Origin of the sequence: Billgrantia desiderata (assembly GCF_900108215.1) — a bacterium.
Taxonomy (GTDB): Bacteria; Pseudomonadota; Gammaproteobacteria; order Pseudomonadales; family Halomonadaceae; genus Halomonas; species Halomonas desiderata.
The window spans coordinates 61,818-78,462 of record NZ_FNVC01000007.1 but is presented as its reverse complement, the minus strand read 5'-3'; the positions used below and the strand labels follow the sequence as shown (position 1 = coordinate 78,462).

The 16,645-nt window shown below is 64.1% G+C and carries 19 protein-coding genes; 12 read left to right on the top strand and 7 right to left on the bottom strand.

Annotated elements, in window-relative coordinates:
- Positions 1 to 54 precede the first annotated feature (54 nt).
- A complete protein-coding gene (locus C4S71_RS08780; protein ID WP_086510299.1) occupies positions 55 to 552 on the bottom strand; it encodes a GNAT family N-acetyltransferase in 498 nt (165 codons plus the stop codon).
- Between the two features lie 265 nt (positions 553 to 817).
- Complete coding sequence (locus C4S71_RS08775; protein ID WP_103968888.1) at positions 818 to 1,243, bottom strand: VOC family protein; 426 nt, start codon at positions 1,241 to 1,243, stop codon at positions 818 to 820.
- A gap of 215 nt (positions 1,244 to 1,458) precedes the next feature.
- On the opposite strand from C4S71_RS08775, the gene C4S71_RS08770 reads away from it, so the two are divergent.
- Positions 1,459 to 2,340: an NAD(P)-dependent oxidoreductase gene (locus tag C4S71_RS08770; protein ID WP_103968887.1), complete on the top strand. Its 882-nt coding sequence runs from the start codon at positions 1,459 to 1,461 to the stop codon at positions 2,338 to 2,340.
- A 25-nt stretch (positions 2,341 to 2,365) separates the two neighbouring features.
- Here C4S71_RS08770 and C4S71_RS08765 read toward each other — a convergent pair whose 3' ends face one another.
- Positions 2,366 to 3,022 carry an ArsR/SmtB family transcription factor gene (locus C4S71_RS08765; RefSeq protein ID WP_103968886.1) on the bottom strand — a complete coding sequence of 219 codons (657 nt, stop codon included), beginning with the start codon at positions 3,020 to 3,022 and terminating at the stop codon, positions 2,366 to 2,368.
- Positions 3,023 to 3,141: 119 nt separating this feature from the next.
- On the opposite strand from C4S71_RS08765, the gene C4S71_RS08760 reads away from it, so the two are divergent.
- From C4S71_RS08760 to C4S71_RS08730, 7 genes are all read left to right on the top strand, one after another.
- Entirely contained in the window at positions 3,142 to 3,486 is a 345-nt protein-coding gene (locus C4S71_RS08760; protein ID WP_086510295.1) for a DsrE/DsrF/TusD sulfur relay family protein, read from the top strand.
- Between the two features lie 34 nt (positions 3,487 to 3,520).
- Entirely contained in the window at positions 3,521 to 4,723 is a 1,203-nt protein-coding gene (locus tag C4S71_RS08755) for an MFS transporter (protein WP_103968885.1), read from the top strand.
- A gap of 127 nt (positions 4,724 to 4,850) precedes the next feature.
- Positions 4,851 to 5,705 (top strand): AAA family ATPase, encoded by an 855-nt coding sequence (locus C4S71_RS08750; RefSeq protein ID WP_103968884.1) that lies wholly within the window; start codon positions 4,851 to 4,853, stop codon positions 5,703 to 5,705.
- 3 nt (positions 5,706 to 5,708) lie between these two features.
- Positions 5,709 to 6,887: a vWA domain-containing protein gene (locus tag C4S71_RS08745; protein WP_103968883.1), complete on the top strand. Its 1,179-nt coding sequence runs from the start codon at positions 5,709 to 5,711 to the stop codon at positions 6,885 to 6,887.
- Between the two features lie 191 nt (positions 6,888 to 7,078).
- Complete coding sequence (locus C4S71_RS08740) at positions 7,079 to 7,720, top strand: helix-turn-helix domain-containing protein (protein ID WP_103968882.1); 642 nt, start codon at positions 7,079 to 7,081, stop codon at positions 7,718 to 7,720.
- Positions 7,717 to 8,475 (top strand): DUF3307 domain-containing protein, encoded by a 759-nt coding sequence (locus tag C4S71_RS08735; protein ID WP_086510290.1) that lies wholly within the window; start codon positions 7,717 to 7,719, stop codon positions 8,473 to 8,475. The genes C4S71_RS08740 and C4S71_RS08735 overlap by 4 nt, the downstream gene beginning before the upstream one ends.
- 2 nt (positions 8,476 to 8,477) lie before the next feature.
- A complete protein-coding gene (locus C4S71_RS08730; protein ID WP_103968881.1) occupies positions 8,478 to 9,398 on the top strand; it encodes a peptidoglycan recognition protein family protein in 921 nt (306 codons plus the stop codon).
- Positions 9,399 to 9,412: 14 nt separating this feature from the next.
- Here the strand turns inward: C4S71_RS08730 and C4S71_RS08725 are convergent, their stop codons facing one another.
- On the bottom strand, positions 9,413 to 10,429 hold the full coding sequence (locus C4S71_RS08725; protein WP_086510288.1) for a 1-aminocyclopropane-1-carboxylate deaminase: 1,017 nt from the start codon (positions 10,427 to 10,429) through the stop codon (positions 9,413 to 9,415).
- 191 nt (positions 10,430 to 10,620) lie between these two features.
- Between C4S71_RS08725 and C4S71_RS08720 the strand changes: the two genes are divergently transcribed.
- Entirely contained in the window at positions 10,621 to 11,118 is a 498-nt protein-coding gene (locus C4S71_RS08720) for an Lrp/AsnC family transcriptional regulator (RefSeq protein ID WP_086510287.1), read from the top strand.
- 45 nt (positions 11,119 to 11,163) lie between these two features.
- Here the strand turns inward: C4S71_RS08720 and C4S71_RS08715 are convergent, their stop codons facing one another.
- Positions 11,164 to 11,601, bottom strand: coding sequence for a hypothetical protein (locus tag C4S71_RS08715; protein WP_103968880.1), 438 nt, complete (start codon positions 11,599 to 11,601; stop codon positions 11,164 to 11,166).
- Between the two features lie 133 nt (positions 11,602 to 11,734).
- Between C4S71_RS08715 and C4S71_RS08710 the strand changes: the two genes are divergently transcribed.
- The 3 genes from C4S71_RS08710 to C4S71_RS08700 all read left to right on the top strand — a co-directional run bounded on the left by C4S71_RS08710 (position 11,735) and on the right by C4S71_RS08700 (position 15,064).
- Positions 11,735 to 12,328 carry a GNAT family N-acetyltransferase gene (locus C4S71_RS08710; protein ID WP_103968879.1) on the top strand — a complete coding sequence of 198 codons (594 nt, stop codon included), beginning with the start codon at positions 11,735 to 11,737 and terminating at the stop codon, positions 12,326 to 12,328.
- Between the two features lie 347 nt (positions 12,329 to 12,675).
- The gene (locus tag C4S71_RS08705) at positions 12,676 to 14,397 is read left to right on the top strand and encodes a proline--tRNA ligase (protein WP_103968878.1); all 1,722 of its coding nucleotides are present in this window, start codon (positions 12,676 to 12,678) and stop codon (positions 14,395 to 14,397) included.
- Positions 14,398 to 14,518: 121 nt separating this feature from the next.
- Positions 14,519 to 15,064: a lytic transglycosylase domain-containing protein gene (locus C4S71_RS08700; RefSeq protein ID WP_422666845.1), complete on the top strand. Its 546-nt coding sequence runs from the start codon at positions 14,519 to 14,521 to the stop codon at positions 15,062 to 15,064.
- Between the two features lie 6 nt (positions 15,065 to 15,070).
- Here the strand turns inward: C4S71_RS08700 and C4S71_RS08695 are convergent, their stop codons facing one another.
- The gene (locus C4S71_RS08695) at positions 15,071 to 15,502 is read right to left on the bottom strand and encodes a hypothetical protein (RefSeq protein ID WP_140162489.1); all 432 of its coding nucleotides are present in this window, start codon (positions 15,500 to 15,502) and stop codon (positions 15,071 to 15,073) included.
- Positions 15,499 to 16,449 carry an alpha/beta fold hydrolase gene (locus tag C4S71_RS08690; protein WP_103968877.1) on the bottom strand — a complete coding sequence of 317 codons (951 nt, stop codon included), beginning with the start codon at positions 16,447 to 16,449 and terminating at the stop codon, positions 15,499 to 15,501. Before C4S71_RS08690 ends, C4S71_RS08695 begins: the two co-directional genes overlap by 4 nt.
- Between the last annotated feature and the right edge of the window lie 196 nt (positions 16,450 to 16,645).

Here is a 16,645-nt window from a genome sequence, read left to right as displayed (position 1 = left end):
GACGCCGGCCCAAAGCCGGCGTCGATCTCACCCAAACCGGGGTGGCAACCTTGCTCAACCAATGTCCAGACGTTTACCCATGATGCAGAGGCTGTACTCCTTGCCATCCATTTCCGCGATGTCAGGAAGTCGCCCCCACTCCTGGTATCCAAGCGCCGACAGTAGCCGCATGCTCCGGGTGTTATGCGCAAATACGTAACCCACCAAGGAACGCAACCCCAGCGCTGGCGCCAATTCTTCTGCCTTCTGTAACAGTCGCTTGCCGATGAGTCGGCCTTGTTGCTCCGGTGCGATATAGACACTCAGCTCGGCGGTGTGTCGGTAGGCCGGTCGGCCATAGAAGTCCTCGAAGCTCATCCAGGCGACAACACCTTCTTCTCGCTCGTATACGAGCAATGGTCTGCGGTCGGGCTCATGGCGAAAAAACCACGCCTTGCGGGACGCTACCGACACGGTTTCGGTATCTGCCGTAGAACTCCGCGTAGGAATCGCTGCATTGTAGATTTCCACGATCCTTGGCAGATCGTACTCAACTGCGTGACGGATGCTCATTGGTGTCTCCCTGCTGCATGCCCTCGGTTGCCTACGGCTCGATCATGGCTTCAAGGGGCTTTAAGGATATCCCGCCGCCAATGCCAGGAATGCCAACCCGGCCACCAGGGGCTATTGTCCGACTCGCCGCCCCGATGAGTCGACTGGCAGCGCGCATTTTCAGTTATGGCTTACGTGCAGAGAGAGAATCACTGACAATCCATAGCTCATGAGCTGCACGCAGATACGCGTCCAGACGTGCGTCAAGGCTGGAGCAAAACCGTGCCTACTGTTCCCAGGGATCGTAGGTGCCGAAGTTCCAGAGATGGCCTTCCAGGTCGCGACAGCTGAAGCCCCTGCCGCCGTAATTTTCGTCCTTGATCTCCATGACGATCTCGGCACCGGCCGCTTTGGCGCGGGTGTAGACGGCGTCGGCATCCGAAACGATGAGATAGGCACACTGCGTTTCGGCACCACCGATCTCATCAGGCTGTTTCATCAGGCGCCCGAACTCACTGTCCGTGGCAGACCCCAGCATGATCATTCCGTTGCCGAACGTAAGTTGAGCATGGGCTATGGAACCATCATCGTTGGCGGCCACGAACTGCTGCTCGAAGCCGAAGACCTGGCAGAGCCACTCGATCGCCGCTGGTGCATCCCGATAGCGCAGGCATGGAATCACCGTGGCACGCGTGTTCTTTGCGTCGCTCATCTTACTTCCCTCTTGCTCCCTTCTTGCGCGACCGCGCTTTCCAGTGCCGGCCACCATGACCGGCCGGCTCCATTTCGATGGCTGCCTTGAAGCGTAGCCCGATGCGGATCGATTCACTGAACTTTGCGCTGTGATATACATCGGCCATCTTGATGGAAAACCCTTCCATCCCGCATGCTAGGAGTCTCCTTCCGCTCGCTCACCGGAGACACGACATGACACAGCCCCGTCTCGGTTTCATCGGTATCGGCCTGATGGGTGACCCCATGACGCGCCGCCTGCTGCAGGCCGGCTTTGCCGTGACGGTGTGGAATCGCACTGTGCAGAAATGCGCCCCGCTGCGCGAGGCCGGCGCCACGGTGGCGAACTCCATCGCTGAACTGGTAGCGAACGCGGATGTGGTGATGCTGTGCCTGGCCAACACGGCCGTAGTGGAAGAGGTGGTGTTCGGCGATGACGGCGTGGCGGCGCACGGTCGCTCGGGTCAGCACCTGGTCGACCTCTCCAGTAGCGACCCGGCGGCAACGCGCCTCTTTGCCGAGAGATTGGCAGAAGCGTGCGGCATGCACTGGGTGGACGCGCCGGTCTCCGGTGGCGTGACAGGAGCCGAGGCCGGGAGTCTGGCAATCATGTGCGGTGGCGAGGAAGCGGACATCGCGGCCGTACGCCCCCTGCTCGCACCTCTCTCGGCCAGGGTCACCCACATGGGCTCCGTGGGCGCCGGCCAGGTCACCAAGGTGTGCAACCAGATGATCGTCGGCTGTCAGGCGGCGGTGATCGCCGAGATGGTGGCCCTGGCCGAGACCAGCGGCGTGGATGCCTCGCGCTTGACCGAGGCGCTGGCCGGCGGCTTCGCCGATTCCAAGCCGTTCCAGATCCTGACCCCACGCATGGCGGCAAGGGAGTTCGACAACCCGGCCTGGCACCTGCGCACCCTGCTCAAGGATCTCGACATGGCCGTGGCCCAGAGCCAGCGCGCCAGCAGCGGCACGCCGATGACCGGCCTGGCGGCACAGTTGATGCGCACCCACGTCGGCCACGGGCACGCCGAGCACGACCCGGCAACGCTGATAGAAGCGTATCGCCATGAGCCGTAATGGAAGCCGCCTTCAAGCGGCAAACTCATATCACCGGTAAACCGGCGGCCTTCCACTCCGGATAACCTTCCTCGAAACGCCTGATACGGTAGCCAAGTTGGCGAAGGCGTACTACGGCCTCGTGGGAAAGCACGCAGTATGGGCCGCGACAGTAGGCGACGATATCCCGATCCAACGGCAGTCGATCCAGCATGGCTTCCAATTGCTCCAGCGGTATGTTGATCGCCTCGGGCAGGTGGCCAGCCTGAAACTCCTCCTCGGGCCGCACATCGAGCAGCACTACCCTGCCGCTCTCCATCCCTTCAAGCAGCTCATTGCGAGAAACGGCCTCCAAGGCGCCGGCGGTATCCTCCTCTGAGAAGAGCTGGCTGACCAGGCGCTCCATTTCCGCCAGATTGGTTTCAGCGATCTGCCGGAGCAGCCCCATCAGGATGACGATACGCTCATCGGTAAGACGATAGATCATCTGTTTGCCGCTGCGGCTGGCAGTGACCAGCCCCGCCCTTCGAAGCTGCTGGAGGTGCTGTGACGTGTTACCCACCGTAAGACCGGTAGCAGCGGCCAAGACCTCTACCGGCGCTTCGGCTTGGGCCAGACGCTGCAGTAGCGCCAGCCGGTGACCGCTGCCTAGCGCTCGGCCAACCTGAGCCAAGGTGTCTAGAAGCTCCTGCTGCGATGCCATGGCCGTACCTCTGCTATTCAAACCGGCTAATGAGTCGAGAAGTGTATCACTTGACAGAACGTAACAGCTCCGGCCAACATTCTATCATTCAATAGAATGACCATAAAAGGAGTAAGATCGTGCGCTCTCTCATCATCATCAACGACCCACCCTACGGTACCGAACGGCTCTACAACGCTCTTCGCCTGGCTCAGGCGCTGCTCACGCGCGACAGTGAGGTCACCGTGTTTCTGATGGGAGATGCCGTAGCAGGTGCTAAGCTTGGGCAAAAGACGCCCGACGGTTTCTACAATACGGAGCGGATGGTCAGGCGGGTCACGAACAAGGGGCGTGTCCTGCTGTGTGGCACCTGCATGGATGCACGAGGAATCACCGAGGAAGAGACCGTGGCTGGCTCCGAGCGCAGCACCATGGATGCCTTGGCCGAGGCAATAGAGCAGGCTGACAAGGTTCTCGTATTTTGACCTCGCTTCCCGACCAGACCACAAGGAAACCGACATGGCATCTCCATCTCACGAGAGATCCAACGTAGCCATTCTGGTCACCGGCCAGACCCTATTCTTGATCGCCGCCATCACCGTGATGACCCTGAGCGGTGTGGTGGGCCATCAGCTGAGCCCCGATCCGGGGCTGGCCACGCTGCCCATCGCGCTGATGATGGTGGGCACGGTGGTTTCCACGCTGCCCGCTTCGCTATTCATGAAGAGCGTGGGGCGGCGGCTGGGCTTCATCACCGGCGCTGCCCTGGGTGGTGTAGGCGGTGGCCTGCTGAGCTTCGCGGCCATCGCGGCGGGCTCGTTCTGGCTGTTCTGCGCCGGCAATCTGCTGCTCGGGCTCTACCAGGGCTTCGCCATGTACTACCGCTTCGCCGCCGCCGACGTGGCCAGCCCCGCCTTTCGCAGTCGCGCTATCTCGCTGGTGATGGCAGGCGGCGTGGTGGCCGCTTTCCTGGGGCCATGGAATGCCAGCGCCACCCTTGACTGGGTGGCCGGGGTGCCTTCAGGCGGCCCCTATCTGGTGATTGCCGTGCTGGCTGTGGCGGCCATCGGCCTGTTGACTCAACTACGCGTGCCGCCAAGCGGCGAGCCAAAACCCGGCGACATTTCCCGTCCCATGGCGGTGATCGGCAGCCAGCCGGCCTTTCTGGTCGCTGTGCTGGCCGGCGCCGTGGGCTACGCCATCATGATACTGGTCATGACCGCCACACCGTTGGCCATGCGGGCGGCAGGTTTCGAGATGAGCCAGGTTGCCTTCATCATGCAGTGGCACGTGCTGGGCATGTTCGCTCCCTCGTTCGTCACCGGCAGCCTCATCGCCCGCTTCGGCGTGGACCGCATCCTGCTGGCCGGTGCCGCCATGTTTGCGGCTGCCGTGCTGCTGGCCAACCTGGGCCAGACGATGGCCCATTTCTGGGTGGCCCTGGTGTCGCTCGGCATCGGCTGGAACTTCCTCTTCGTCGGCGGCAGCGCGTTGCTTTCCACCGTGCATACCGAGGCAGAGCGGGGCAAGGTACAGGGCATCAACGACCTGACCATCTTCTCGCTGGTTGCCATCGGCTCGCTGATGTCGGGTCACCTGTTCCACCGGCTGGGCTGGGAGGCACTCAATCTGGCCATGCTGCCGTTGATCGTGCTGGTGACACTGTCCGTGCTGGCCTGGCTGCTGGTGTGGCGACACGCCTCGCGCCCCAGCGTCGATTGAGCGCCTCTTCCCGTCTCGTTGTAAGCCATGGCGGACGCGAGCGTCTCCGCCGTTGTATTTGTCGCCTGCCCCACCCTTCCGTACACTTGTTTGATTATCCCCTAAACGATCTATCGCCGAGGCACCCATGGCTTTCGATTCGACCTCTACCTATGTGGCTACCGATGCCTTGAAGCAGGCGGTGAACGCCGCCGTGACCCTGGAGCGCCCGCTGCTGATCAAGGGCGAACCTGGCACCGGCAAGACCCTGCTGGCCGAGGAGTTGGCCCGCTCGCTGGGCACACGGCTGATCACCTGGCATATCAAGTCCACCACCAAGGCCGCCCAGGGGCTCTACGAGTACGATGCGGTGAGCCGTTTGCGCGACTCCCAGCTTGGCGTCGAGGGCGTGGAAAACGTAGAGAACTACATCAAGCCCGGCAAGCTGTGGGAAGCCTTCACCGCCGACGAGCGCGTAGTGCTGCTGATCGACGAGATCGACAAGGCCGACATCGAATTCCCCAACGACTTGCTCCAGGAGCTGGATCGCATGGAGTTCCATGTCTACGAGACCGGCGAGACCGTTCGTGCACGCCACCGGCCGATCATCGTGATCACTTCGAACAACGAGAAGGAGCTGCCCGACGCCTTCCTGCGCCGCTGCTTCTTCCACTACATCGAGTTCCCCGACCGCGAGACGATGGCCGCCATCGTCGACGTGCACTTCCCCGACATCGCGCCGAAGCTGGTCAGCCAGGCGCTGGAGGTGTTCTTCGACCTGCGCCAGGCACCGGGGCTGAAGAAGAAGCCCTCCACCTCGGAGCTGGTGGACTGGCTGAAGCTGCTGATGGCCGACGAGCTGGCCCGTGAGGCGCTCTACCACCGCGACCCGGTGAAGGCGATTCCGCCGCTGGCCGGCGCCCTGGTGAAGAACGAGCAGGATACCCAACTGCTCGAACGGCTGGCCTTCATGATGCGCCGCCAAGGCAATCAGAGGCGCTGAGCCATGTTCATCGGCCTGTTCGAAACCCTCAAGCGCGCCGGCGTACCGGTCTCGCTGCGTGAGCTGCTCGATCTGCATGCCGTGGTGGAGCGCGGCGTGGTGTTCGCCGACATGGAGGCGTTCTACCAGGTGGCGCGTACCGTGATGGTCAAGGACGAGCGCTACTTCGACCGCTTCGATCGCGCCTTCGCGGCCTGGTTCGACGGTCTGGAAAATCTCGACGCCGCCATCGAGGCGCTGATTCCCGACGACTGGCTGCGCCGCGAGTTCGAGAAGCAGCTCTCCGAGGAGGAGAAGGCGCAGATCGAATCCCTGGGCGGTCTGGAGCAGCTGATCGAGACCTTCAAGAAGCGGCTGGAGGAGCAGAAGGAGCGCCATGCCGGCGGCAACAAGTGGATCGGCACCGGTGGCACCAGCCCCTTCGGTGCCTATGGCTACAACCCCGAGGGCATTCGCATCGGCCAGGAAGGCTCGCGCCACCGCCGCGCGGTGAAGGTGTGGGACGAACGACGCTTCCGCGACTATGACGACTCGCTCGAGCTCGGTACGCGCAACATCAAGATGGCGCTGCGCCGGCTGCGCAAGTTCGCCCGCCAGGGCGCGGCCGAGGAGTTCGACGTCGACGCCACCATCCGCGACACCGCCCGCGACGCCGGCCTGCTCAACGTGCGCATGCGCCCCGAGCGCCACAACACGGTGAAGGTGCTGCTGTTCCTCGACGTGGGCGGCTCCATGGACGATCACATCCGCGTCTGCGAGGAGCTGTTCTCCGCCGCCCGCTCGGAGTTCAAGCACCTGGAGCACTACTACTTTCACAACTGCTTGTACGAAGGCGTGTGGCGCAACAACTACCGTCGCACCAGCGAGCGCATCCCCACCATGGACGTGCTGCACACCTACGGCCGCGACTACCAAGTGGTGATCGTCGGCGATGCCGCCATGTCGCCCTACGAGGTGACCCACCCCGGCGGCAGCGTGGAGCACTTCAACGACGAGGCCGGTGCCGTATGGCTCAAGCGCCTGGCCGACAAGTTCCCCCGCCTGGCCTGGCTCAATCCCATGCCGCCGCGAGCCTGGGAGTACACCCACTCCACCCAGTTGATCCGTCAGCTGATCGACGACCGCATGTACCCCATGACCCTGGAAGGGCTCGAAAACGCCATGCGCGATCTGGCGCGCTGATGCTTGCCCCACGCCTGGCTCACCCATATACTGTATATTCATACATGTTTCGTATGGCTGGCCACCCTGTTCGGCCAGCCCGGGCAAACGACAATGGCGAATGGACTCGCTATAGCCCTTTTTGGTTATTATGTTGAAAAATAGCCTTTAAGGGCTATTATCAGGACATCACCGACGCGTAGAGCAAGCCTATGGCGCAGCGCATTGCCGTTCTCACGGGCGATCTGGTCGACTCCCGCAAGGCCAGCGATCCCCAGCGGCTCTTCCAGGCACTCGATACCGCCATCGAGGCGATCACCGCGCGCTACGGCGGGCAGAGCGAGCGCTATCGTGGCGACGGCTTCCAGATCGCCCTGCCCGACCCGGCGGCCGCCCTACCCGCCGCGGTGCTGCTGCGTGCGGCTCTGATTCGCCATTCGGAGGAGCGCCAGCGCTGGGATGCGCGCATTGCCGTCGCCATCGGCCGGGATCCCTGGCAGCTTGGGCAGCGGGTCACCGAAGCCAGCGGCGAGGTATTCGTGCGCTCCGGCCAGACCCTGGATACCATGAGCGAAGGCACGGCTCACCTGGCGCTCAGCTTGGTCGAGGAGCCCGGAAGCGATTGCCTGGCGCTGCTGACCCGCTTCGTCGACGACCTGATCGACGGCTGGTCGCGCTACGCTGCCGAGGCCGTCTACCTGAGCCTGTGGCACGAGGAATCCCAACAGGCGCTGGCCAAGCGGCTCGGCATCAGCCAGCCCAGCGTACACAAGCGGCTGCGGGCCGCACGCTGGGCACTGCTCGACGACTATCTGCGCTACCTCGGCCAACGATTCAAGGACGACCCACGATGAACGCCGACATCTCGCTGCTGCTGGGGCTTGTGCTGGTCCATCTGCTCGGTGACTTCGCCCTGCAGCCCAGTCGCTGGGTCGAGGCGCGTTACATGCACAAGGTGCGCTCCGCCCAGCTCTACCTGCACGCAGCATTGCACGGCGCTCTGGCCCTGGCGGTACTGAGCGCGGCCACACTGACTCAAGCCACTGGCGCCTCCTGGAACATGGTGCTGAGTGGCGCGGCAGCGATTGCCGTGAGCCATGCCGTGATCGACCTCGGCAAGGCCTATCTGTCGCCGATGCGGCTGCGCTGGTTCATGCTCGACCAGTTGCTGCATCTGCTGGTGCTTGTGGGCGTATGGCTGGTCTGGCTGGGCCACTGGCAACCGCTGGTGGCGTTCTGGCACTGGCTGTTCACGCCGCGGGTGCTCGGCACCGCCGTCGCCTACGTGCTCGTCACCCGCCCGCTGTCGATCGTCATCGCCCTGGTGATACAACGCTGGAGCGCCCAGATTGACAATCCCGGCACACTCATTGCCGCCGGCGCGCGTATCGGCATGGCCGAGCGCGTACTGGTGCTGACCCTGGTGCTGCTCGACCAGTTGACCGCCATCGGCTTCCTGCTGGCAGCCAAGTCGGTACTGCGCTTCGGTGAGCTGCGCGGCGCGCAGGATCGCAAGCTGACCGAATACGTGCTGATGGGCACCCTGCTCAGCGTCTCGACTGCCATGGTGCTCGGTTTGCTGATACGGCTAGCGGTTCAAGGGGGCTGAACATGCCGATACGTTGGACCGCCATTCTCATTATCGCCCTGGCCGGCGCGTGGCTGGCCGGCTGTGCTGCACCGGAACAGTTGGAGCGGCGCAGCGGCTATGCGGTGGATCACTCCTGGGTGGCTCCCTCGCACAACAGCCGGGTGCGCCACCTGGTGATGCACTACACCGATATCGACGAGGCCGAGTCGCTGGCCGTGCTCACCGGCCCCCATGTCAGCGCCCATTACGTGCTTCCGCTGCCGCCGCGAGACCACCGCGGCATGCCGCTGGTCTATCAGTTGGTCGACGAGAACCGCCGTGCCTGGCACGCCGGCGCCAGCGCCTGGCGGGGGCGCACCAACATCAACGACACCTCCATCGGCATCGAGATCGTCAATCTCGGGCCCGACCGCCCCTATGCCGAGGTGGAACTCCTGCTGGAACAGAACCCGGAAGCGTCGGTGGATATCCAATGGGCACCCTATCCCAAGGCTCAGATCGAGGCGCTGATCGCACTATCGCGGGACATCATAGAGCGCCACGGCATCCACCCCACCGACGTGGTGGCTCACTCCGACATCTCGCCCACACGCAAGATCGACCCCGGCCCGCGCTTCCCCTGGCGCGAACTGTACGAAGCGGGTATCGGGGTGTGGCCAGAAGACGATGCGGTAGCAAGCTGGCAGGCGCGCTTCGAGGCGCAGCCGCCGGCGCTGAGCCTCTTGCAGGAGGCGCTAAGGGTATGGGGCTATCCACTGAAAGAGACTGGCGAGCTGGACCGTGAAACCCGCGCCGTGCTGCGGGCCTTCCAGATGCGCTTCCGCCCCAGCGACTATCGCGGCACGCCGGATGCGGAAACCGCCGCCATCCTCTGGGCGCTGCTGGAACGCTATCGTCCAGCAGCGCTGGAGGGCCTCGACCAGCCGTTACAGACCAGTTAGCCGTTACGAAACAGTTAGCCGTTACGAAACAGATAGCTGTAGGCGTTCAGCGCCGGCACCCCACCCAGGTGGGCGTAGAGCACACGGGATCCCTCAGCGAATTCACCGTTGCGCACCATGTCGATCATGCCCTGCATCGACTTGCCCTCGTAAACCGGGTCGGTCAGCACGCCCTCGAGGCGCGCACAGAGACGGATCGCCTCCAGCGTCCCTTCGCTGGGCAGGCCGTATTCGGGGCCGCCATAGCGGGTATCCAGTACCACATCCTCATCGGCGATCCCCCCTTCCAGCTCGACCAGTTCGGCAGTGTGGCGGGCAATGCGCAGGATCTGTTCGCGGGTGCGCTCCGGCTTGGCCGAGGCGTCGATGCCGATCACCCGCCGCGCCCGGCCGTCGGCGGCGAAGCCGACCACCATGCCGGCCTGGGTGCTGCCGGTCACCGAGCAGACCACGATGTAGTCGAACTTGAAGCCGAGCTCCCGCTCCTGCTGGCGCACCTCCTCGGCGAACCCCACGAAGCCCAGGCCGCCATAGGGATGCTCGGAACAGCCGGCGGGAATCGGGAATGGCTTGCCGCCGCGCTTGCGCACGTCCTCCAGCGCCTGCTCCCAGCTAGGGCGAATGCCGATGTCGAAGCCCGCCTCGTCGAGGCGCACCTCGGCGCCCATGATGCGCGACATCTCGATGTTGCCGACTCTGTCGTACACGGCGTCCGAGTAGTTGACCCAGTCTTCCTGTACCAGCACGCATCGCATGCCGAGATGGGCCGCCACGGCAGCGACCTGGCGCGTCTGGTTGGACTGGATGCCGCCGATGGAAACCAGCGTGTCACAGCCCTGTTCCAGGGCCTCGGGTATCAGGTATTCGAGCTTGCGTGTCTTGTTGCCGCCGAAAGCGAGGCCGCTGTTGCAGTCTTCACGCTTGGCGTACAGCTCGACCTTACCGCCAAGATGTTCGCTGAGGCGCTTCAGCGGGGTGATGGGTGACGGTCCGAAGGTCAACGGGTATCGGGGAAAGCGCTGCAAGTTCATGGAGTTTCTCCTACTGACGAAGCAAATGGCATGGTCGGTCCGCTCGGCCACCGGAGCTCGACCTTTTTTCATACTAACCGTCAGAAAGAGTTTCCTGGTTGCAAAACAGGGGCAATTATTCAAACTAAAGGACGCCCTTCCTCGATTGTTGTGAATATGGATTCGTTAAGCACCACGAACAGGAAACAAAATTGCGCGACACAACCACTCACCCCACTTCCGCAACTGCCATCGAGCTGGATCGCATCGACAAGCGCATTCTCAGGCGGCTGCAGCAGGACGCCTCGATCTCCAACGTGGCGCTGGCGGCCGAGGTCAATCTCAGCCCACCCGCCTGCCTGCGGCGCGTCGAACGGCTAAAGCGGGAAGGTCTGATCCGCGGCATCGTCGCGCATCTCGATCCCGAACGGCTCAATGCCGGCATGGTGGTATTGATAGGGGTTGTGCTGGATCGCTCGACGCCGGCATCCTTTGCCGCCTTCGAGGAGGCCGCGCAGCGCGTCACCGGCTGCATGGAGTGCCATGTCGTCACTGGCGAGTTCGACTATTTCATGCTGGTCAGAACCCGGGATAGCCAGAGCTTCAACAAGCTGCACGCCGAGCAACTACTCTACTTGCCCGGGGTGCGTCAGATCCGCTCGTTCATGGGACTGAAAGAAGTGGTTTCGACCCACCGGGTGCCGCTGTAACACCATAGGGCAGCACCTGGCAGGTCGAGGGAGGGCCCTCGACAATTACAGCGTGGCCAACCGCTCCTTGTCGTTGATGCCGGCCATGCGCACCAGCGCCAGGGCCTCGTCGAGGCTTTCCACCTCTTCGACCCGCAGCAGTTCGCTGTCGAGCCGGACCCGCTTGCCGGTCTTCTCCGAAAGCAGCTTCTCGAGAGTCGGCACGTCCATGCTCTCGTCCATGATAAGGGTATCGACACTGGCCGTATCGTGGGTGCCGGGAAGGTAGATGGTGCCGTTGGAGAAATCCACGGCATAGGCGATCACGCCAGGGACGATGAAGAACAGCAGGCCCACGCCGTTGGCAATGGCGACCACCGGGTCGATACGCCCGCTCATCTGTCCCTTGCGCTCGGGGTGGAATACGGTACCGCAACCCACCAGGGCGGTGATGGAAACGCCAAGCACCAAGCCGGTCAGGGCACGACGGATCTGAGTCCTCATGGAAGGCATGCTCCGCAGAATTCGGGTTACCGGCGCCAGGGCAATTGCCGCCCTGGGCGCCGCCATGGAGAATGGCGGGAGATTACCACAACCACCAATGATACGAGCGTTTAGATCTTTCACGGAGGCCCACATGAGCGATATCGGATTACATACCCTCAAGGGCAGCGCCATCGAGCCGCGGCTGGATGAACTGGCACATTTGCGCATTACCGTGTTCCGTGACTATCCCTACCTCTACGACGGCAGCTTCGCCTACGAGGCCGACTACCTGCGCCGCTACGCCGAGTGCCCCGACAGCCTGTTCGTGCTGGCAGAAGATGGCGATGCGCTGGTGGGAGCGGCCACGGGCATGCCGCTGGCCAAGGACGTGGCGGAGTTCCGCGCCCCCTTCGAGCAGGCCGGTTTCGATGTGAAAAGCGTGTTCTACTACGGCGAGTCGGTGCTGCTGCCGAGCTACCGCGGCCGCGGCATCGGCAAGGCCTTTCTTGCCAAGCGCGAGCGCCACGCCGCCGAGCGCGGCTTTACCACCGTCGCCTTCTGCGCCGTGGAGCGCCCTGACGACCACCCGCTGAAACCGGCAGGCTATGTGCCGTTGCACGGCTTCTGGCGCTCCCAGGGCTACGAGCGCCACCCGGAGCTCGCCACCACCTTCCGCTGGAAGGACATCGGCGAGCCGACGGAGACCGACAAGCCAATGGTGTTCTGGCTGAAATCGCTGCAGTAACCTGCACAACAAGCTGAGCCACCGCGAACGAGGGGCGCCGGGGACAGGGCGCAGAGGAGGTCTTTTGCCATGGGGGAGGAGCATTGCTCCGAACGGGCTGGCCATGGATGGCCAGCCCCGGTCCTGCAAGCGGAGCAGGATGCGAGAGCGAAGCAGGGCAAAAGTAGCGCCCAGGGATGGGTTTACAGCGCCTCCTCGGAGCCCTGTCGACGGATAAGCCCCGAGCAGCCATGCCAGGTTGAGCAACGCTTTTGCCGCCGTTCCCCGTTGGCCTTACAATGCCCCGAACGCCGCTCGCCGCGGCATCTCGACTCATGTCAGCCCACGCTGAAGGAAACGCCGGACCCATGCGCGCCACCCAACTGTTGATTGCCACCCTCAAGGAAACGCCTGCCGACGCCGAGGTCATCAGCCACCAGCTGATGCTGCGCGCCGGCATGATCCGCCGCCTCACCTCGGGCCTGTACACCTGGCTGCCAATCGGCCTGCGCACCCTGCGCAAGGTGGAACGCATCGTGCGTGAGGAAATGGACCGCGCCGGCGCCCAGGAGGTGTTGATGCCGGCGGTGCAGCCCGCCGAGCTGTGGCAGGAGTCGGGCCGCTGGGAGCAGTACGGCCCCGAGCTGCTGCGCCTGAAGGACCGCCATGAGCGCGACTACTGCGTCGGCCCCACCCATGAAGAGGTGATCACCGACCTGATGCGTCGCGAGCTCTCCAGCTACAAGCAGCTGCCGGCCAACTTCTACCAGATCCAGACCAAGTTCCGCGACGAGATCCGTCCGCGCTTCGGCGTGATGCGCTCGCGCGAATTCATCATGAAGGACGCCTACTCCTTCCACCTGGACCAGGACTCCCTCAAGGAGACCTACCAGGCGATGTACGATGCCTACACGCGCATCTTCACCCGCCTGGGCCTGGATTTCCGTCCGGTGCTGGCCGACAACGGCGCCATCGGCGGCACCGGCTCCCACGAATTCCACGTGCTGGCCGACTCCGGTGAGGACGACATCGCGTTCTCCACCGAATCGGACTACGCCGCCAACATCGAGAAGGCCGAGGCGTTGCCCGCGCCGCTGGGCACCAGTCCCGAGCGCGCCGCGCCGAGCGAAGCGCTGCGCCTGGTCGACACGCCCAACGCCAAGACCATCGCCACCCTGGTGGAGCAGCACGGCCTGCCCATCGAGAAGACCATCAAGACCCTGATGGTGCGCGCCGCCGAGGGCGGCCTGATCGCTCTGCTGGTGCGCGGCGATCATGAACTCAACACGGTCAAGGCCGAAAACCTGCCCGAGGTGGCCGCACCGCTGACCATGGCCACGGAAGAAGAGATTCGCGCCGTGGTGGGCGCCGGCCCCGGTTCGCTGGGCCCGGTGAACCTGAACATGCCGATCATCGTCGACCGCAGCGTGGCCCTGATGAGCGACTTCGGCGCCGGTGCCAACGTCGACGGCAAGCACTACTTCGGCATCAACTGGGAGCGCGACGTGGCGCTGCCCAAGGTGGCCGACATCCGCAACGTAGTCGAAGGCGATCCCTCGCCGGACGGCAAGGGCACGCTCTCGATCAAGCGCGGCATCGAGGTCGGCCACGTGTTCCAGTTGGGCAAGAAGTACTCCGAGGCGATGAACGCCACGGTGCTCGACGACACCGGCAAGGCGGCGCATCCCTGGATGGGCTGTTACGGCATCGGCGTGACCCGCGTGGTGGCAGCTGCCATCGAGCAGAATCATGACGAGAACGGCATCATCTGGCCCAACGCCATCGCCCCCTTCCAGGTGGCACTGGTACCGATGAACGCCCACAAGTCGCAGCGCGTGCGCGAAGAGTCCGAGCGGCTCTACGAGGCGCTGACGGCAGCCGGCATCGACGTGCTGCTGGACGACCGCGACCTGCGCCCGGGGGTGAAGTTCGCCGACCAGGAACTGATCGGCATCCCCCACCGCCTGGTGGTCGGCGACCGCGGGCTGGACAATGGTGAGCTGGAGTACAAGGGGCGGCGTGACAGTGAAGCGACCATGGTCCCGGCCGATGGCATCGTCGAGTTCCTGCGCGAGCAGATCGGCGCCTGACCGACGCCTGGCCGCCGCGGCCCTGCTGGCCGCGGCCGGCCTTTTCGCCCCACCATTGACGGGTGAAGAACGACTCGTCGGAGGTGGTAGCGAGCCAGCGAACCTGGCCGACGCCCTGCCCGTGGCCTTGCAGAGCCCGTCCGCCCAGCGCGTGCGGGTGGAGCCCGACATTCCGCCCTCGTTGCGCCAGACTCTCGACACCCTGGTTGCCGTGCCGCCCTCACCGGATCAGGTCTGGGCGGCGCGGCGCTGGATGAGCCAGATGGAACCCAAGCTCGCCCGCTTCATCCCCGACGAGGCGCTGCGTGGCGAAATGCTCACCCGCATCTACCACGAAGCGCGCCTGGCCGGTCTGGCGCCGGAGATCGTGCTGGCGGTCATCCAGGTGGAGAGCGCCTTCCAGCCCGAAGCCGTCTCCTCAGCCGGCGCGGTCGGGCTGATGCAGATCATGCCGTTCTGGATTCGCGAGCTGGGCCGCTCCGCCGACGACCTGATGGACCCGTGGCTGAACCTGCGCTACGGCTGCACCATTCTTGCCCACTATCTCGCCGTGGAGCGCGGCGACCTCACCCGCGCCCTGGCCCGCTACAATGGCAGCCTGGGCCAGACCTGGTATCCCGAACGGGTAATGCGCGCCTGGCGCGACAACTGGTGGCTCGCACGCTGAGCCGCGTCACTCCGAACCGCGGCGACGCTCCCACCACAAGTGAGCAGCCAACGGTGCCAGCGCCAAGGCCGGCGCCAACAGCGTGAAGCCGACCCGGGTCTGATAGACCGACGTGAACATGTTCTGCTCGATGGCCACCACGCTGCTGGCGATGCCGATCGCCACCGCGGCCAGCAGGATGACGAACCAGGCCAGGTGCGCCCGCCGCAGGCCGCCGATACCGAAGCGCAGAAAACCGATGGCCAGTCGCCAGGCCGCCAGAATGCCGAGCAGCTTGACCAGCATGCCCAGGTCGAACGCCAGCAGCGTGGCCTGGAGATCCGGAATCGGATAGGCCACGTAGGTGAGCGGCACCAACAGCGCCATCAATAGGGTCAGAGGCACCAGCAACAGCACCACCTCGGCCAACAGGATCCGCTTCCTGGCTGTCAACGTCATGCGTTCTCCTCCATGAAGCGCCGGGTGACCTCGGCCAGCGGCCCCGGTGCCGTGAATACCAGCGTATGGGCAACATCCGGGAGTATCAGTAGCTCGCCCCGCGGCAGACGCCTCGCCAGCATCTCGGCGAATGCCTGATGGGTAATGGGATCGTGTTCGCCACGCACCACCAGGGTCGGCGCCTCGATATGGCGCACCTTCTCCTCGATGGGATCGGTGACCTGAAAGACATAGGAGCGGATCATGCGCCACAGCCCTGCCTTGGCGTACTCGGGTGCCGTCACCTCCCCCAGCATCTCGGGGTTGTAGGGCTCGTTCTGACGCCAGCGGATGAACTGCCAGAAGGTCGAGCGCTCGTCGGGCGGTGTGGTGGGCCCCTGCAGTATCAGGCGATCCACCCGCTCGGGGTAGCGCATCGCCAGATCGACGATGACCTGGCAACCGAAAGAGTTACCGAGAAAGGAGGCGCGCTCGAGACCAATGGCATCCATCCACGCCACCAGCCAGTCCGACATCTGGGGGATGTTCAGCACTTCGCCGGGATCCTCGCTGTCTCCGTATCCCGGTATGTCGGGCACGTAGACGGGGAAATCCTGTGCCAGCAGGCGGGCGGTGGGCACCATGTAACGCCCCGAGAGCCCCGAACCGTGAATCAGCACCAGCGGCGGCGCATCGACAGGTGCGGCTTCGGTAGCGACCAGCGCATGCAGCGAGACGCCGTGTACCGACGTTCGCCTTGGCTCGAGCGGGCCGAGGTCCATCCACTCGTGGAACGGAGGAAATTCAGGCGCGAGGAGTTCATCGTCGGTATCGCCACAGCCACCGAGCATGACGCCTAGGCCACCGGCCCCGAACAGCTGCAGAAAACGGCGGCGATCAACGTTGCCGGCGGCATGGATGCCGCAGTGACGTTCGGGCGTTTCCCTGCCCTCGTGCGGAGTCACCATCCGACTCCCCCTTCCCTTCCGTGGCGCTGAAGAATGAACGTTCTGTATGGGAGAATGTGCTTAGGCTCTGTCTGAAAAGTCGGCGAGCGAAGGCCAGACAAGGCAAAAATCAGCGAAAAGACGGAGTTTACGGGGTGTAAATGAGGACTTTGAGCTGATTTTTAACGCCGTATGGCCGAGTGCAGCCAGTTTTCGG

Coding starts and splice junctions, on each gene's coding strand:
- C4S71_RS08780 (WP_086510299.1), bottom strand. CDS start 552: ATGAGCATCCGTCACGCAGTTGAGTACGATCTGCCAAGGATCGTGGAA.
- C4S71_RS08775 (WP_103968888.1), bottom strand. CDS start 1,243: ATGAGCGACGCAAAGAACACGCGTGCCACGGTGATTCCATGCCTGCGC.
- C4S71_RS08770 (WP_103968887.1), top strand. CDS start 1,459: ATGACACAGCCCCGTCTCGGTTTCATCGGTATCGGCCTGATGGGTGAC.
- C4S71_RS08695 (WP_140162489.1), bottom strand. CDS start 15,502: ATGACGTTGACAGCCAGGAAGCGGATCCTGTTGGCCGAGGTGGTGCTG.
- C4S71_RS08730 (WP_103968881.1), top strand. CDS start 8,478: ATGCCGATACGTTGGACCGCCATTCTCATTATCGCCCTGGCCGGCGCG.
- C4S71_RS08710 (WP_103968879.1), top strand. CDS start 11,735: ATGAGCGATATCGGATTACATACCCTCAAGGGCAGCGCCATCGAGCCG.
- C4S71_RS08755 (WP_103968885.1), top strand. CDS start 3,521: ATGGCATCTCCATCTCACGAGAGATCCAACGTAGCCATTCTGGTCACC.
- C4S71_RS08725 (WP_086510288.1), bottom strand. CDS start 10,429: ATGAACTTGCAGCGCTTTCCCCGATACCCGTTGACCTTCGGACCGTCA.
- C4S71_RS08715 (WP_103968880.1), bottom strand. CDS start 11,601: ATGAGGACTCAGATCCGTCGTGCCCTGACCGGCTTGGTGCTTGGCGTT.
- C4S71_RS08745 (WP_103968883.1), top strand. CDS start 5,709: ATGTTCATCGGCCTGTTCGAAACCCTCAAGCGCGCCGGCGTACCGGTC.
- C4S71_RS08750 (WP_103968884.1), top strand. CDS start 4,851: ATGGCTTTCGATTCGACCTCTACCTATGTGGCTACCGATGCCTTGAAG.
- C4S71_RS08705 (WP_103968878.1), top strand. CDS start 12,676: ATGCGCGCCACCCAACTGTTGATTGCCACCCTCAAGGAAACGCCTGCC.
- C4S71_RS08765 (WP_103968886.1), bottom strand. CDS start 3,022: ATGGCATCGCAGCAGGAGCTTCTAGACACCTTGGCTCAGGTTGGCCGA.
- C4S71_RS08740 (WP_103968882.1), top strand. CDS start 7,079: ATGGCGCAGCGCATTGCCGTTCTCACGGGCGATCTGGTCGACTCCCGC.
- C4S71_RS08690 (WP_103968877.1), bottom strand. CDS start 16,449: ATGGTGACTCCGCACGAGGGCAGGGAAACGCCCGAACGTCACTGCGGC.
- C4S71_RS08735 (WP_086510290.1), top strand. CDS start 7,717: ATGAACGCCGACATCTCGCTGCTGCTGGGGCTTGTGCTGGTCCATCTG.